At 62.3% G+C, this 15,464-nt stretch carries 17 protein-coding genes; 12 read left to right on the top strand and 5 right to left on the bottom strand.

Annotated elements, in window-relative coordinates:
• Nucleotides 1–517 precede the first annotated feature (517 nt).
• Nucleotides 518–1,861: a magnesium and cobalt transport protein CorA gene (locus QZY07_RS05570; RefSeq protein WP_295400493.1), complete on the top strand. Its 1,344-nt coding sequence runs from the start codon at nucleotides 518–520 to the stop codon at nucleotides 1,859–1,861.
• Nucleotides 1,862–1,962: 101 nt separating this feature from the next.
• On the opposite strand, the gene QZY07_RS05565 is transcribed toward QZY07_RS05570, so the two are convergent.
• A complete protein-coding gene (locus QZY07_RS05565) occupies nucleotides 1,963–3,021 on the bottom strand; it encodes a transposase (RefSeq protein ID WP_295400491.1) in 1,059 nt (352 codons plus the stop codon).
• Between the two features lie 163 nt (nucleotides 3,022–3,184).
• Between QZY07_RS05565 and QZY07_RS05560 the strand changes: the two genes are divergently transcribed.
• From QZY07_RS05560 to QZY07_RS05545, 4 genes are read left to right on the top strand one after another with little or no spacing between them, the layout of a single operon-like run.
• The gene (locus QZY07_RS05560) at nucleotides 3,185–3,646 is read left to right on the top strand and encodes a cation transporter dimerization domain-containing protein (protein ID WP_295400489.1); all 462 of its coding nucleotides are present in this window, start codon (nucleotides 3,185–3,187) and stop codon (nucleotides 3,644–3,646) included.
• Nucleotides 3,647–3,671: 25 nt separating this feature from the next.
• Nucleotides 3,672–4,340: a response regulator gene (locus tag QZY07_RS05555; protein WP_295400487.1), complete on the top strand. Its 669-nt coding sequence runs from the start codon at nucleotides 3,672–3,674 to the stop codon at nucleotides 4,338–4,340.
• Nucleotides 4,337–4,960, top strand: a complete 624-nt coding sequence (locus QZY07_RS05550) for a sensor histidine kinase N-terminal domain-containing protein (RefSeq protein ID WP_295400485.1) — start codon at nucleotides 4,337–4,339, stop codon at nucleotides 4,958–4,960. The genes QZY07_RS05555 and QZY07_RS05550 overlap by 4 nt, the downstream gene beginning before the upstream one ends.
• Nucleotides 4,961–4,980: 20 nt before the next feature.
• On the top strand, nucleotides 4,981–5,679 hold the full coding sequence (locus QZY07_RS05545) for an ATP-binding protein (protein WP_295400483.1): 699 nt from the start codon (nucleotides 4,981–4,983) through the stop codon (nucleotides 5,677–5,679).
• Nucleotides 5,680–5,764: 85 nt separating this feature from the next.
• On the opposite strand, the gene QZY07_RS05540 is transcribed toward QZY07_RS05545, so the two are convergent.
• The 4 genes from QZY07_RS05540 to QZY07_RS05525 form a co-directional block, all read right to left on the bottom strand.
• Nucleotides 5,765–6,424 (bottom strand): TlpA disulfide reductase family protein, encoded by a 660-nt coding sequence (locus QZY07_RS05540; RefSeq protein ID WP_295400481.1) that lies wholly within the window; start codon nucleotides 6,422–6,424, stop codon nucleotides 5,765–5,767.
• Nucleotides 6,425–6,498: 74 nt separating this feature from the next.
• On the bottom strand, nucleotides 6,499–6,843 hold the full coding sequence (locus QZY07_RS05535) for a hypothetical protein (protein WP_295400480.1): 345 nt from the start codon (nucleotides 6,841–6,843) through the stop codon (nucleotides 6,499–6,501).
• Between the two features lie 192 nt (nucleotides 6,844–7,035).
• The gene (locus QZY07_RS05530; protein ID WP_295400478.1) at nucleotides 7,036–10,065 is read right to left on the bottom strand and encodes a PKD domain-containing protein; all 3,030 of its coding nucleotides are present in this window, start codon (nucleotides 10,063–10,065) and stop codon (nucleotides 7,036–7,038) included.
• 788 nt (nucleotides 10,066–10,853) lie between these two features.
• Entirely contained in the window at nucleotides 10,854–11,054 is a 201-nt protein-coding gene (locus tag QZY07_RS05525; RefSeq protein ID WP_295400476.1) for a hypothetical protein, read from the bottom strand.
• A 242-nt stretch (nucleotides 11,055–11,296) separates the two neighbouring features.
• Here QZY07_RS05525 and ltrA point away from each other — a divergent pair, with 242 nt between their 5' ends.
• From ltrA to QZY07_RS05490, 7 genes are all read left to right on the top strand, one after another.
• Complete coding sequence (gene ltrA, locus QZY07_RS05520) at nucleotides 11,297–12,490, top strand: group II intron reverse transcriptase/maturase (protein WP_295400474.1); 1,194 nt, start codon at nucleotides 11,297–11,299, stop codon at nucleotides 12,488–12,490.
• Between the two features lie 92 nt (nucleotides 12,491–12,582).
• Nucleotides 12,583–13,041, top strand: coding sequence for a cytochrome b/b6 domain-containing protein (locus tag QZY07_RS05515; RefSeq protein WP_363183776.1), 459 nt, complete (start codon nucleotides 12,583–12,585; stop codon nucleotides 13,039–13,041).
• A complete protein-coding gene (locus tag QZY07_RS05510; protein WP_295400473.1) occupies nucleotides 13,041–13,640 on the top strand; it encodes a cytochrome C in 600 nt (199 codons plus the stop codon). The genes QZY07_RS05515 and QZY07_RS05510 overlap by 1 nt, the downstream gene beginning before the upstream one ends.
• A gap of 123 nt (nucleotides 13,641–13,763) precedes the next feature.
• A complete protein-coding gene (locus tag QZY07_RS05505; RefSeq protein WP_295400471.1) occupies nucleotides 13,764–14,051 on the top strand; it encodes a hypothetical protein in 288 nt (95 codons plus the stop codon).
• Nucleotides 14,051–14,692: a cytochrome c3 family protein gene (locus QZY07_RS05500; RefSeq protein ID WP_295400469.1), complete on the top strand. Its 642-nt coding sequence runs from the start codon at nucleotides 14,051–14,053 to the stop codon at nucleotides 14,690–14,692. Before QZY07_RS05505 ends, QZY07_RS05500 begins: the two co-directional genes overlap by 1 nt.
• On the top strand, nucleotides 14,637–14,876 hold the full coding sequence (locus tag QZY07_RS05495; RefSeq protein ID WP_295400467.1) for a hypothetical protein: 240 nt from the start codon (nucleotides 14,637–14,639) through the stop codon (nucleotides 14,874–14,876). The genes QZY07_RS05500 and QZY07_RS05495 overlap by 56 nt, the downstream gene beginning before the upstream one ends.
• Before the next feature lie 328 nt (nucleotides 14,877–15,204).
• Nucleotides 15,205–15,464, top strand: a 260-nt coding sequence (locus QZY07_RS05490) for an EF-hand domain-containing protein (protein WP_295400465.1), incomplete at its 3' end; no start/stop codon positions are given.

The raw sequence follows: 15,464 nt of genomic DNA, 5'->3' as shown, positions 1-15,464 counted from the left end.
GTGGTCCGTTCTGACGCAAGCAGGTTAATGCGGTAACGGGGTTGGCCGATCATACTGACTGTACTGTGCGAACAAGATAGTCAATAGGGTACCATTAATCGCCAAAGCCCTTACAGGGACTTGGGCGCCGCTGTACTAGTCGCCAACGCCGACCGGGTGGTGCCACGCGCGCGGCTGGCGGCGGCGACCTACGGCTGGCGCGACGAGATCGAGAGCAACGCTATGGATTGCCTTGCCGGTCAGGTAAAATGCGGTGAAGTGTGCCATCCCGCGCTGCACCTCACGAGGCATGTCGACCCGGTTTTTGGGGCTCGACGCGCGATCGATTCCATCCAGTCCACCTGATCGACGCACGCCCGTTAGCGGAAATCTCCGCCCAAAGTCACGCCTTGCGCGGATTTTCGTGTTTCCCTGATCAGGAACCATTGAAGCGGTGACCGCGTCGTTGAAGCTCGCCCGACCCCGATAACCATCGCACGGACAAACCGTTGATAATCTCGCCCAGGCACGCAAGATCATGAAGATGATTGACCTACTGAACAAGCAGAAGCTGGTGGAGGGCATGATGCATAACCAAGCGATGCCCCGCCATGAACTCGTCGAAACGCTGGTTCACAAGCAACACCTGACCGAATTACTGACGCAGTTGGAACGGCTGTCGGCCACCGAGATTGGCGAGATCCTCTCGGCGCTGTCGATCGAGGACGCCAAGCGGCTTTGGCAGCAGGTGGCCGAGAATCGGCAAGACGACATCCTGTGGGAAATCCCCGATGAGCTGCGCGAGGCATTGGTGGGACCACGCGAGCCCCGTGACAGTAAGGGCCAGATGAGCGCCTTCGAACTGGTCAAGGGGCGTTTGCAGCGGGTCGCCATTACCTGCCGTAAGGATCTGGCCGCGCTTCATCCGATCTGGATCGACCTGCTCGGCGCGTCCAAAGGCGAGCGACGCAGCATCGGACAGTATTACGGCTTGGAGTTACCCACCACTGACGACGCGACCGATCTGGAGGTGAGTGCACGCTTCTACGTGGAGGAAAACGACGAGGTTCACCTGCATTCCAACTTCCTGTTGGACCGCGAGGATGAATCACGCAGTGTCCCGGTGGCGTTCATCCTGCACAAGGATATCTTGTTTACCATTCGCGACGAGGAATTGCCGGTTTTTCGCCTGCAGCGGCTGCGGGCCCACAATCAGCCCGGCTATGTCTCGGATGGCAAGGATGTCCTGCTCGATCTCTATGGCGCCGACATCGAGTATTCCGCGGATGCCCTGGAAGATATCTACACGGCGCTCGGACAGGTGGGCCGCCAAGTCTTGAGCGAGGCCATGACGGACGCGGAAGCGGCCGGCATCCTGGCGGAGATCGCGGAGCAGGAAGACCTCAATGGACGTATCCGCCGCAACATCCTGGATACCCAGCGGATGGTGTCGTTCCTGATGCGGGGCCGCTTCATTTCGCCGGACCAGGTCAATGACGCCAAGGAACTGTTGCGCGACATCGAGTCCCTGAACAGTCATACCGCCTTCCTGTTCGAGAAGATCAATTTCCTGATGGATGCCACGGTCGGATTCATCAACATCAATCAAAATCAGCGTGTTTCGGTGCTGACGACCATCACCGTCATCTTCATGCCCATCAACGTACTGGCCGGCATGGGCGGCATGTCCGAGTTTTCGATGATGACGCAGGGTATGGCTTGGCCGCTGGCGTATGGGGCGTTCAGTCTCGGGATGGTCATGATTGGCTTGATGACCTTCCTGGTGTTGCGGTATTTCGAAAAACGCCGGACCAAGGGCTTCCTCGCGGGTCGCGTCAAGCCACCGGAGGAGATTGCCCACACGGGGAGGCGTGGACGCTAGGAATAACGGAGCTTCCTCCGTTGATTGTCGCTGACCGTTCCCTGACAGAGCCATACAGGGATCGGTCAGCCGCCCCCCGTTAAGCTACATCCTAACTGATGTTACGCAGCCGCCTTCAGGCGCCTGAGTTCGCCGAAGGCATGCTGAAGGGCCTCGACATAGAGCTTCGCGCGTAGCGCGAAGTGGTTAAGCTTGTGGACCCGCTTGAGGCATTCGAGCTTGAAGACGGCGCAGATCGACAAGAACACATGATTGGATTGTGTCCGCAGTGTCCGTGTCGGTGATTTGGCCAGGGCCGCATTGGACTTGAGCGATTTGTGATACTCCTCGACCTTCCACCGTTTTTGATGGAGCTCGGCGACGCGCTCGCCATCGCACGTCAGATCGCTGCAGACGAGACTCAACCGGCCGGTGCTGCCATCTTTGTTTGTAAAGACTCGGCCGACCAGTAGGACTTCGTGCTCGAAGCCCTTCAGCCAGCCGCGCACGGCTTGTTTGTCCGCTAACTGCAGCGAATCCACTCGCACGAAGCGACCTTGCGCTTGGTCGGCCTGGCTCAACGCCACCAGCCGATTGTCCTTGAGAACCGCGACAAAATGCTTGCTTTTGCTCAGGATCAGTTCGAAGTTGTCCTTGGAGGCGAACCAACTGTCCATGAACACGTAACGAAAAACCAACTGGTTCCGGAGTGCTTGGAGAAACATCTCTTGGAGCAGCTCATTCTTCGTGACCTCGCTGGCCCGCTTGAGCCGACGGGTGGCGACATCACAGAACTGCCAGGGCTTGCGGATCAGACGGAAATCAACGGGGACCGAGATCCCGTCACTGTGATAAAGCGCATTCAGCAGGTTCACCCCCTTGACCGTCCGGTTCTGACAGTGATCGAAATGCCAGCAAATCAGTTCGCTTTCATCCGTCCAGGGCTTCTCCTGAATGGTATCGTCGAAGATCAGCACGGCGGCGGGCTGCTCGATCTCGCGCACCGTAGATTTGACCTGCAACCACAGATCCCGTGAGGTGTAGTCACGCTCGGATAAAAAGCGGGTCACCTGATCATGACTAACCGTGTCAGACACCATCGACGCCAATCCAGTGGCCGTGGCTGACCCAAAAGTGCTGATCAAGTAATCGGTGTAGAGATCGAGAAAATCTTGGTTCATCCTCGTAAACTACCAAGTCAAACGCCTTCTGCGTAACATCAGATCCTAAGTTGCGATCAATCGCGGCCAAGACCCTGTCAATGCAGCCATAGGAGCGTCAACCGATGATCGACCATGCGATCAACTCGTTCGACAAGCACCCAGACAGGCCAGGTCACTGGTCATGACAGGTGCCATCCGTGCCCCATTCAGCGCACCGAAGCGGGTGGCCGATCGTCGGTTCGACCAGGGCAAGATCGATCTGGCGAGCCTCGGCTGGTCCGGCTTCGATCCGCTCTTCGGGCTCGCGATCGGTGCCTACATCCTCTACAGCGCCGCCCACATCGGTCGCGAGGCGATCCAGATGCTGATGGATCACGAACTCCCGGAGGTGCAGCGCGAGCAGATCCGAACGCTGGCGTTGAACGTACCCATGGTGCGCGGCCTGCACGGTCTGCGTACCCGCCAGTCCGGCCAGTCGCTGATCATCCAACTGCATCTTGAACTCGACGATCAGCTCCCCCTGTTGCACGCGCATCGCATTGCCGATGACGTGGAGGCCCAGATCCGCGCCGTCTATCCGGATTCCGACATTACCATCCATCAGGATCCGGCGAGTCTGGGTCGTGAAGACGCGGAGACCTGAGCCTCCTCAAGACCATCGCCCCCTCATGCGCATCCTGATCGTTGAAGACGACCCATTGCTTGGCTCTGGCCTGAAAACCGGGCTCGGCCAGGATGGTTACGTGGCGGATTGGGTGCGGAGCGCCGAACCCGCCGAGCATGCGCTGCGGATCGAGCACTTCGATGTGATGGTGCTTGATTTGGGGCTGCCCGGACGCGACGGACTGTCGCTGCTGCGCGATCTGCGCCGCCGGGGGATCGATCTGCCGGTCCTGATTCTCACCGCCCGCGACGCCATCGCGGATAAAGTAGCGGGGCTGGACGCCGGCGCGGACGACTATCTGGTCAAGCCATTCGATCTCGATGAACTGAGTGCGCGCATCCGCGCGCTGACGCGCCGCGGCGGCGGCCATGCGGCGCCGCTGCTCCAGGCCGGCGAGTTGGCCCTGGATACCAGCCGGCGGGCAGTCACCCTCGGCGACCAACCGCTCTCCCTGTCGCCCAAGGAATATGCCCTGCTGGAGACCCTGATCACCTGCGCCGACCGTGTCGTGCCCCGCGCTCGCCTGCAGGCGGCGACCTATGGCTGGCAAGACGGAACCGAGAGCAACGCCCTGGAGGTCCATATCCACAATCTGCGCGGCAAGCTCGGCAAGGGTCGCATCCTCACGGTGCGGGGTGTCGGTTACCAATTGGTCGCGGAGCCGCTGCCATGAGATCGATCCGCCGCCGCTTGCTGTTCTCGCTGTTCGTCCTGTGGACGACCGTTTGGTTTGCTGTCGCACTGGTCTCGCTGGACCGCTCGGGACATGAGGTCGGTGAATTGTTGGATGCCCAATTGGCCCAGACCGCGCATGTCCTGCGGCAGATCACCCAGGCTGGCCATTTGCCTAACATCGCCAGTTCGCCGCAAACGTTTTCGCCGATCGGCCATCCCTACGAATCCCAGATCAGTTTCCAGCTCTGGAATGAGGGCTTACTCATCAGTACCTTTGGCGCGGCGCCGGCTGACCCCCTGGCGCAACGTCCGGGGTTTTCGGATCAGTTGATCGCGGACACCCAATGGCGCGTCTTCGGGCTCCCGACCGGGCGCTCCAATGAGGTTCTGTATGTCGCGCAAAGCTACAACATCCGGGAGGAACTCATCCAATACCTGACCCTCCATGCCCTGCGCCCCATCCTTTGGTCCCTGCCACTGGCCGTGCTACTGATCTGGCTCGCGGTCACGGAAGGTCTGCGCCCATTGAGCCGCCTTGCCAGCGACATCAGACAACGCTGGCGGAGCAACTGGCCCCGATCGACCTGCGTCGCGTCCCGGTCGAAATCCAGCCGCTAACCACCGCACTCAACGACCTGATGGCACGACTCGAACAGGCCCTGGACGCGGAGCGGCATTTTGCCGCCGACGCCTCCCATGAACTCCGGACACCGTTCGCGATCATCCGCACCCACGCGCAGATTGCCCGGCGCAGCAGCCAGCCCGAGGAGCGGGCGGAGGCTCTCGACAAGCTTATCCGCGGGGTCGATCAAGCGACCCATCTGATTACCCAGTTACTCACCTTCTCGCGCCTGAAGCACAGCAGCCGCGGCACCGGGCATGGGACTTGGTCGCTGGCCAAAACGGTGGCGCGAGTGGTCGAGGAAAGGCAGGGGCCGGCGCGCGCCAAGTCCGTCGAACTCACACTCAAGGCTCCGGATAACGAGCCCTGCATGGTTAGCGTCGCGCATGGAACCTTGGCGATCCTGGCGGGCAATCTCTTGGACAACGCACTCAAGTTCACCCCGGCGGGCGGTCGCATCGGGGTCGCCATCAGCGTGCGGCGCGAGCGCATTCTGCTGCGGGTGGAGGACTCCGGCCGCGGCATCCCCGCCGCGGATCGGCTGCGCGTCTTCGATCGCTTCTATCGCCCCGCCGGTCAAGCCGAGCCGGGCGCCGGGCTCGGTCTGGCCATCGTGCGGCGTATCTGCGAGCTGCATGGCGTCGAGATCGAACTCCTCGACCCGGAGGATGGGCAAGGTTTGCTGGTCGAGGTCGCTTTTCGCAAACCGGTTTAGCCGGATGGACGTCGAGCCGTTCGTGTTTGGCCCTTCGCCGAGCCTCTCCTTGGCCTGCAGGAAGGGTTCAAGACGCTCCGCGCCCCTATTCACTGGGATCGGGGTAAGGACTCGGGACAGCGGCTTCCGCGCCGACCGCGCCTTCCAGGATGCTCATGACCGCGTTCGAGTCCCACTCCAGCGGACCGCGTCCCACGAAGCGGACCACGCCTTCCGCGTCCAACACATAGGTCGTGGGCAGGACCGTCGCACCCCAGCGGTCGAAGACGGCGCTATCCCGGTCGAGCAGCACCGGAAACCCGATCCCGAGGCGCCGCACCATCGTTTTGACCCGCAGTGGGCTCTCGCCCACATTGACGCCGATGACCGCGAAGGGCTTGTCGCGCAGATCCTCGGCGAGCCGCTGAATGCTCGGCATCTCCTCCAGGCAGGGAGTACACCAGCTCGCCCAGAAGCTCACCAGCACGACCTTTCCCTTGAGCTCGTCGAGGCTTCTCTCCTGGCCGTCCAGGTCGGGCAGTCGCAGCTCGACCGGCGCCGCGGCGGGCGCGGGCGAGAGCGATCCGCCAGCAGCCAGAGGCAGCGACAGGCAGGCCAGGGCGACCAAGACGGGAATGCCGCGGCCCGGATCGGCGAACCGCTGTAGGGTCGGCATGTTGGACGCTCCGGCGACCTTCAGCGCAGCCTGGCCGATCAGGGCTCCACCCCGCGAATGGCCCGCAGTGAAGGCGGGCGTTGAGGTCATCGTTTACTCCCCCGAGTGGGAGGGAAGGCGAACGGTTACGATCGCGAGCACGGGCTTACTTCATCTCGCCGCGATCATTTGCCGCAGGCGTGCTTCCACAACTGGTAGGCGATCATGCCTTCCTTCGCCGGGACCAACGCGTCGTCCGGATGCGATTCAGCCACCGCCTCGATGCTCTCCCCCGAGCCGAGGTGCTTGTAAGACTGAGCCGCGCAGTCGAACAGCCGCTTGGAATAGCTGGTCGCGCCGGCACGGACCCGCATCAACAACAGCGTCGGTTGTTCGGGGGTTCCAGCCTTCTCGACCACGACATACTCTGCCTTGGTGTCGCTGTCGATTTTGAGTGGATATCCGCCGGCGAAGGCAGAGGACAACAGGAAGAGTGCAGGTAGTGCGGCGAGGGTGGTTATCGGACGCATCGGTTTCTCCTTTTGGTCGCGCATTGGCGTTTCAAGTGTCAGGGATGGCGTGCGGCGGTTGGTCGCTAGCCTTGGTCTGGACGACCCGCGCAACGCGGAAAAAAGCCCACACAGGAGCATGGGCCTCGTGTCATCAGTGTTGAGGGCGGGCTGGGCATTGCGCCCAACCCGCCCCATCCGTGAACGACGCGCCTAGTCGTGGCAGGTGTTGCAACCGATGGGAGTGCCGGCCACGATGGTCTGCCCGTTGAGGCGCCGATCCTTCTTCGCCACCGACAGCACCGTGCCCTGGTTGCTGGAACGACCGCCCGAGCCGTGACAGACCGAGCAGTTGCCGATGTTGTCCCCCAGGTTCTCGTGCCCGCCATCGACGAAGCCGATCTGCGGGCCGGCGGCCGAGCCAGTGGTGACGCTGGTGTCGTTGCCCACCGGGTGCATGCCGTGGGGGCCGTTCAAGGTGTTGCCCAGGCTAGCCGTGCCGTGACAGGTCGAGCACTCGATGATGGTGCCGGTGTGGCCCTGCAACTGCTTGGCCGTGACGTTGTCGTTGGCGTTCGGATTACCGTTCGGCCACTCCGCGTGGGTCGCCCCATGACAGCCCTCGCACATCACCCCGCCGTGGCCGGTGCTGACCCGGTAGAGCTGCGGGTTCCCCGCGCCGGGGTTGGCGAAGGTCCCGAAGCTGGCGGATACCAAGGGCTCGGCGAAGCGCTTGTTGGCGGGCACGATCGGCGTGGCCTTGGCATCGCCCGCGCGGTAGGCTTGGCGTAGGCGGATGCCGTCAGTGTTGCCGCTGGTGTCCACGGTGTTGACGAGCAGTCCCGTGCCACTGGTCAGGCGGCTGGTGTGATCACCTGTATGGCAGGAACCGCAACCTGGCTCGTTGGCCCAGGGTACGCGCGGTGTGTTGGCGTTGGTATAGAAGTCCTTCGCCAAGAGAAAAGTCCCGGGAGTCGACGGCGAGACGGTCTTGGAGAAGTCGTTGCCGACCTGCAGCATGCTGCCGTGGCAGTCGCTGCACATCATTTCACCATTGAACATCGCGCCACGCAGACACTTCACGTTCTTGCCCGGATGGCACTGGTAGCAACTGTTCTCCAGGGCCGTCAGACGTGTCGCCTGGTTCGTAACAACACCAGTTGTCGCGTTCTGGATCGGTGCCGGGATGGCGGGGAACATTGCCAGGCCGTTTCGATCCTTGGCCGTGATGGTGCCATGGTTGTTGTGCATCACCCGGGAGTTGCTTTGGTGCGCCACCTGGTTGCGCCCATTGGCATTCGATCCCACTGGACCGGCCTGGGGTCCGACATGCGCCAGATCCAACGCTGGGGTGTAGTGACAGGTCTGACAGACCGCCGGCTTATTCTGCACCAGGGCCTGGTAAGTCAGGCAGTTGGCGTTTGCGCCATCGGGGTTTGTCGCATTGATGGTGCAGGGCGCTGGGGCCGTGTTGAGACAGTTTTCGCCCTTCGTGTCACAGGCCGTGCTGACGTACCTTGCCCCATGCTGCAGGTCGTGCAGGCGCAGCACGTTGAGGTCCGCCGCATACTCCAGGCTGACCATCGGCGGCATATTGTTGTCCGGGTCGTCCAGACTGGTCGCCACCGGCAGGCCCGCCGTCTTGAGCTGAGTGGTCGGGATGTCGGTGCGATTGGCCTCCCCGTGCACGCTCGTGTAGTCGGTGTTGGTGGTATGGCAACTGGTGCAACTCGCCTCACCGGAGATCGGCAGTACGGTGTCCACCGTGGACAACACCGTGCCAGCCGCGTTCTTGGCCTGCACCCGCACCAGCGGGTAAGGGTTCTCACGCCCGGAGTCGTCATAGGCCGCAAAGGGGACGCCCGCGCCCTCGAACCAGTTCACCTCGGGGGCGACGTAGCCGAACGGGAAGTTCACGAAGAACGGCTTGTCGAGGTAATGTTCTTGCGCCGCTTGCGGGGCATTGAGCACATACGGGTTGGTTAATCCAGGCATGGCATGCTGCACCGCCGACAGGAATCCATCCTGACTTCCGGTCTGCGTGCTATCGACGACGCCATCCGGTCCGATGTAGAGGTCTTCCACGTTGGGCACTGGCAAACCTTTGTCAGCGGTGACCGGGAAGGCGCCGATATCCAGTGGCGTGATCCCCATCCCGCCAGGGTAGAAGGCGTCGTAGGTGCCGTTGGCAACACCCTCCCAAAAATTGGTCTTGTAATTGTCGCCGTTGGCCAACACGCCATCGAAGACAGCCTGACTCAAGATCGGGTCATTCGGGTTGGCTGCGGCCGAGTAGGCCACGCTCACCCCGGCCGGGTTGATGACCGGCGTGGCGCCCTTCTGGATGACCTGAGCCAGCAGGACCTGGAACGGCGGCAGAATGCTGGAGATACGGGTATCCAGATCGCCGCAGTGCATGCCGAGGTCGTTGATCGCCAGCACGCTGTAATTGGCGTTGGTCACGATGGGCTGTTGCGGAACCGCGGCGCCGGGGCAGCCGGACTGGCTCGTGGAGTTGATGGAAACGGTCGTGTTGGCCGGGTTACATGCCAGTGGCGGTCCAGCCGGGTTGACGGTGATCAAGACCGTGTCCGCCGCGCTGGTGGCCCCGCTGTTGTCGGTAACAACCAGGGTGAAGGTATGGGTACCCGCCGCGAGTGTGACGCTGGGACTGACCGTGTTGGCCGGATTCGGCGTACCTGTCCAGTTATAGAGGCTGATGGTCCCGTCCGGGTCGGATGAGCCGCTACCGTTCAGGGTTACGGCGATGCTGGTCTGTCCGGTGGCGAGGGTCACCGTCTGGTCCGGTCCGGCATTGGCCGTCGGCGGTGTATTGCCGGGCGGGGCCTTGGGCGCGCAGTTACCCGGCGCGCCGCTGACGTTACGCTCCGCCGTCTGTCCGTTGGACTGGATCGCACGCACCCGGCAGGGGACCGGGTTGGGGCGGGTTGCCCGGACACTCCAGCCGCTGCTATCGACCGTGTCGCGACCCAGGGCCTGGGATGTGCGGTAGGCATTGACCACCCTCACCGTCGCGCCGCCGACGCCCTGCCCAGCAATGTCCAGGCGATTCGCGCTGCTGTTCCACTGCGCACTGGTGATGCTAACCGCAGCCTGGAGCGGGCCAGCGGTCAGAAGGCCCGCGCCGCCGATCAAGGCCGCTGCGACGATACTGCCCCAGTGCCTGAAACCTTTAGTTGCTCGCGGTTTATTCGGGTGGTACCCGTCTTCCCGTCTTTTCATCTCGAAATCCTCTCTATGGCAGATTGCTTGTGAGTACGAGACCCGACAGCCCGATCACTTGGGCCAGTCGCGCACCCTCGTCGGCTGCGGGTATGCGATGGGTCGATGCTTGACGACTGCCCACAGGCGCTAGTGGGTTTCGGCCGCATGGTCGAATCCATATCGACTTTCGATAGGGGGCGACCGACGGACGAACGTTGCGCTGGTTGAGAGCGGTCGATGCCAAGGGCAACGAGGCGCCATAGGTCACGTCAGTGACGGGCCGGTCATCGCCTCCGGCGCTAACCTCTAGTTACGCTTCCATCAATGATAATACGCAATCGAAGCTTAAGAAAACCTTAAGTCCCGATAAAACATCCGCGAGGCCAGGCGCGGATTCGATTCGGAAGGGATAGAAACGGAGTCTTACTGCCGCAAAGCGAAGGGGCACTTCGTCTTCTGGTGGGCACGGCCTTAGCCGTGTTCCAGGCGCGCCGCAAGCGCGCCAGATCACCCTCGCCCGCTGAGGGGCGCCAGGGAGAGGGAACGCTCAGGGCAAGCCCCTCAGTCATCGCCGGGTTGGCAATGCGTCATCGCGTTAGCCCGACCACTGAACGTGTTGCGAACGTCAGCGCGGGCAAAGCCACGCGCCCACGGAGAGATGAGCGCCGTCAGGCTACGTTCGGGCAGTGGGGCGAGGCCGGCGTCGCGGGCATGATCAATGCCGTCACGCCAGACCGACGTCCTGCCTGACCGTTCGCTGACAGTGACGCACAGCGTTCCGTCAGGGTCGCCTCGTTAATCTGTACCTACAGTCGCAGGGCATCGCGCTCGGACGACGCCAAGCCAACCATCGATTTGGAAAGCAAGCAGATGAAGACATCAACCACGGTTCCGGTCGGGACTGACTCGCTCGACACGATCTCCTCGGCGTCCATGTCTGGGCCGGTTATCTGGTGCTGTCCCTGATTGTCATCCGGCTGGTCTGGGGTGTCATCGGCACCCGGCATGCGCGGTTGTGTGTCCAGCGAAGGCTGGCGTGTTCAGCAGGAGACAGTCCTGCCGGGGTAAGAGTCAGGAGCCCCGTAGCTTGGATCGCAGGGTGGCGGGAGACCAAGACCCTGAAGCCGATCGACAGCGCCTTCCTTGGGAAGGTGGCGAGTCACCAGGCCGTCACAACAGTGAACGCAATGATGGCCTCGATAATGCGTAGCTCCGAAGGCCGAGCCTGCAACCGTGGGGCGAAGGCCGCATGGCGGGTCGAAGTCTGACTGAGACGATCCGACCACTTCGCAACGGTGCCCCTGGCACTGACGGGGTGACGTTCGCGGCCATTGAGGCGGGCGGCGTGGAGGGGTTTCTGCAAGGCATCCGGGATGAACTGGTCACCGGAACCTACCGACCGCAACCGAATCGCCGCCAGGAGATTCCCAAGGGAGACGGGCGCATGCGCGTCCTGGGGATTCCCTGCATTCGCGATCGCGTGGTCCAGGGGGCGCTCAAGCTGATTCTGGAGCCGATCTTCGAGGCGGACTTCCAGGATGGAAGCGATGGATACCGACCCAAGCGCACGGCTCATCAAGCCGTGCAGCGCGTGGCCGAGGCGATTGTGAGCAACAAGACCCATGTGATCGATGTTGATTTGGCGTCGTACTTCGACACGGTTCGTCACGATCTCCTCTTGGGGAAGGTGGCGGAGCGGGTCCGCGATGACCAGGTCTTGGGCTTGCTCAAGCGTATCCTCAAGGCCAGCGGCAAGCGGGGCGTCCCGCAAGGCGGGGTGATCTCACCCCTACTCAGTAACCTCTACCTCAATGAGGTCGACCGGATGCTGGAGCGCGCCAAGGAGGTCACGCGCAACGGGCGCTATACCTATATCGAGTATGCCCGTTATGCCGATGACCTGGTGATCTTGGTCGATGGGTATCGCCGGTGGAACTGGCTTAAGGACGCGGCCTGGCGACGCTTGGTCGAGGAGTTGGCCAAACTCGATGTGCAACTCAATCATGACAAGACACGACGACTGGACCTGAGTCAGGGAGGGGCATTCAGCTTCCTGGGCTTTGACTTCCGCCGGGCCAAGACTCGGCGCGGGGTCTGGGGCGCGCGTTACACGCCACGGATGAAGGCGCGTACCGCGATCCTACAACGCCTCAAGGACGTGTTCCGCCGCGACCGCTCCCAGCCGATCGATCGAGTGATCGCCCTGATCAATCCGATTCTCAGGGGGTGGGTCGGCTACTTTCGGGTGGGGCACTCCAGTCGCTGCTTCGGGTACGTCCAAGATTGGGTGGAGAAGAAGATTCGGCGCCATTTGATGCGCGCACGTCAGCGTCAGGGCTTTGGCTGGACACGGTGGAGTAGGCAGTGGCTGTATCAGGCGTTGGAACTCTTCAATGCGTACCGCGTCGCGCCACGGATGCCAAAAGCACGCCCAGCACAATAGGTTCCATAACCCTGGACGTGAAGTCAGCAGGAAAGCCCGGTGCCGGAAAACGGCACGCCGGGTTTGACGTGGCGGGGGCTGGAAACGTGATCATGGGAGCCGGACTGAGGGCCAGCGCGAAAGCGCTGGAGACACCACCGGACCCTACCGTCGGCGCGCCAGTCCCCGACCCTACTACCGATTTCGTGCGCGGACCACGCCAAGTCCTGACTTATCTGAAGGACGCCCTGCGGTTGCGCGCCCCGCGTTACCTGGGGCACAACCCGGCCGGCGGGGCCATGGTCGTCGTCATGCTGCTGGCGATCGCGGCCACCGGACTGAGCGGCCTGGCGCTCTATGGCGCACAGGAGTTCGCCGGGCCATTGGCGGGCCTGATGAGCGGCATATCCGACTCCGCGGCTCACTCGCTCGAAGACATTCACGAATTTTTTGCCAATTTCACCCTCGTCTTGATCATCGTGCATCTGGCCGGTGTGGCGTTTTCCAGCCTGTCGCATCGGGAAAACCTGATCGGCGCCATGACCACTGGATTCAAACGGAGAGAAGACTGATGAACTATTCCAAATTAATCCTGGCGCTTCTGACCGTCGGCCTGCTCTCGATGGGATCCGTCGGGATAGCCTTCGGCGAGGACGATGACGATGAGCGCGGTGAGCGCGGCGAAGAAAGCGAACGTGGCGGTTGGATGGAGTCTCGCGCTCCACTTGCGCCCGTCGTCAATGCCACCTACACCCAGGAGTGCGGCTCCTGTCATATGGCCTACCAGCCCGGACTGCTGCCACCGCAAGCGTGGGCACAGATCATGGCGCCCGCCGCGCTCGCCAATCATTATGGCGACGACGCCTCCCTGACCGATGATCTGCGCACCGAGATCAGTACCTACCTGGGCGCCAACGCCACGGATCTGGCCTTGCAGCGCAACCCGCACCGCGTGAGCCCCGGTGGTTCGACACCCAGCCAGGCACTGCCGCGCATCACCGCGACCACTGACTTCAAGCGCCAGCATGACGAGATTCCAGCGCGTCTGGTGAAGGGGAATCCCGAGGTCGGCAGCTTCAGCAAGTGCGAGGCCTGCCATCGCGGCGCGGCTGAGGGCGACTACAACGAGCGCCAGATCAGCATCCCAGGGCATGGCCGCTGGGAGGATTGATTCGTCGGATGGGTAGAGGTTGACCTTGCTTCGGCTTCCGCTCCTTGCGCTGAGCAAAACCGAAGCAAGCATGAGGAGCGGAGTCGAAGGACGCAGTAAAACCCGTCAAACGTCCGAGTCGAAGTGCTGTGCGCGCTCATCAAAAACCCCGATGCCGCGGTCAGGCTCGCCAGCGGGATGACGGGTCAGTACCTGCTGGACCGCTCGCGGCGGGATTTAAGCGCGAAGCGCACGGCCTATGAAGCCGATGGACTGAGCGACCGGGTGGCCGACCAGGAGGTCTTCTGGGATGCGGTGACGGTGGACCTGATGAAGCAATGGCGGAGCGTGCATTTCCCGATCACGCTCGCCTTCGGGGTGCTCGGGCTGGCGCACATCCTCAGCATCTTGCTGTTCTGGCAGTGGCAATAATGAAGACCAAACTCATCTTCTCGGTCGTCGGGGCGAATCTGGCGCTGCTGGTGCTGCTCGCCATCCTGTATCCACGCCTGATGGTGGAACCTGGCAAGCTGATCGGCGCCCATGCGTCACTGGAGACCGCTTGCTTCGCCTGTCATACCCCGTTCATCGGTAGCCAGCCGGCGAAGTGCGTACAATGTCACAAGCCGGCGGACATCGGTCTGATCGCCACCACGGGCCTGCCGATCGCCCACGAGCGGAAGCTGACGCCCTTCCATCAGGAGCTGATCGAACAGGACTGTGTCGCCTGTCATAGCGACCACAAGGGCGTACAAGGGTTTCGGCCCATCGGTCAGTTTTCGCATGCACTGTTGCAGGTCAACCTGCGCGATCAGTGCAACGGCTGTCACCGCAACCCTGGGGACAGCCTGCACCGGGAGATGGTCGCCAATTGCAGTCAGTGCCATTCGCAGCAAGCCTGGACGCCGGCGACCCTGGATCATGATCGTTTCTTCCTCTTCGATCAGGATCACCAGACCGCCTGCGCCACCTGTCATGTGGAACAGGACTACCGTCGCTATACCTGCTATGGCTGTCATGCGCCACTCGCGTTCCGGTATCCGCGCCGAGCATGTGGAGGAGGGGATCTATGATTACGAAAACTGTGTCGAGTGTCACCGCGGTGGCGATGCCGAGGAGGGCGAGGGCGACGAACACGGGGGACGGAATGCAACCATTGGCACCTTAAGGAGCCAAACCCGCCAGGATCGTTGGGAGCGCAGCCGTGGCGAGCAGGATGAACATGACGAACAGAAAGGGCGTGAGGATGACGATTAAGCCGCTCTCACCCATTGGTTTCCTCATCAATGCGGGCACGGACGTAGGTATTGGTGCGGGTCATGGCGGTTCTCTGGATGGACTTTCAGGCTTTGAGTGTGGTTACAACAAGACTACATTGCAAACATCAGCCGCACGGAGGGGGAGAGCGCGGCGAAACCCGTCATTCCCCGCGCCGACGCATCCGTATCGCGGACCACGAAATTTTGTATGAAAATAAAACGGCAAGCAGGGGGCGTGGGAAACGCCCATGTCATCCCCGTTTCGGGCGCGACGGAACCAGCGCCCACTGAACTTCCACCATCGACGGAGAGCCACGATGAACAACATGACTAGAACGATCGCCCTGAGCGTCGCGATTGCCGCCGCCTGCGGCGCCCTGCCCGCGCTTGCGCAACCCACGAACACGCCCCCGCGCGGCCCCATGCCGTTTACCGCCTTCGATCAGGACGGCAACGGGATGGTCACCGAACAGGAATTCAATACGGTCCATGCCGAGCGGATGGCGGCGCGCGGCGCTACCGGCGCGCCGATGCGCGGGGCGGCCAACGCGCCGACCTTCGCGGATTTCGATCTGAATGGCGACGG

Origin of the sequence: uncultured Thiocystis sp. (assembly GCF_903866365.1) — a bacterium.
In the GTDB taxonomy this organism is placed as follows: Bacteria; Pseudomonadota; Gammaproteobacteria; order Chromatiales; family Chromatiaceae; genus Chromatium.
This window is presented reverse-complemented; position numbering and strand designations above follow the sequence as displayed.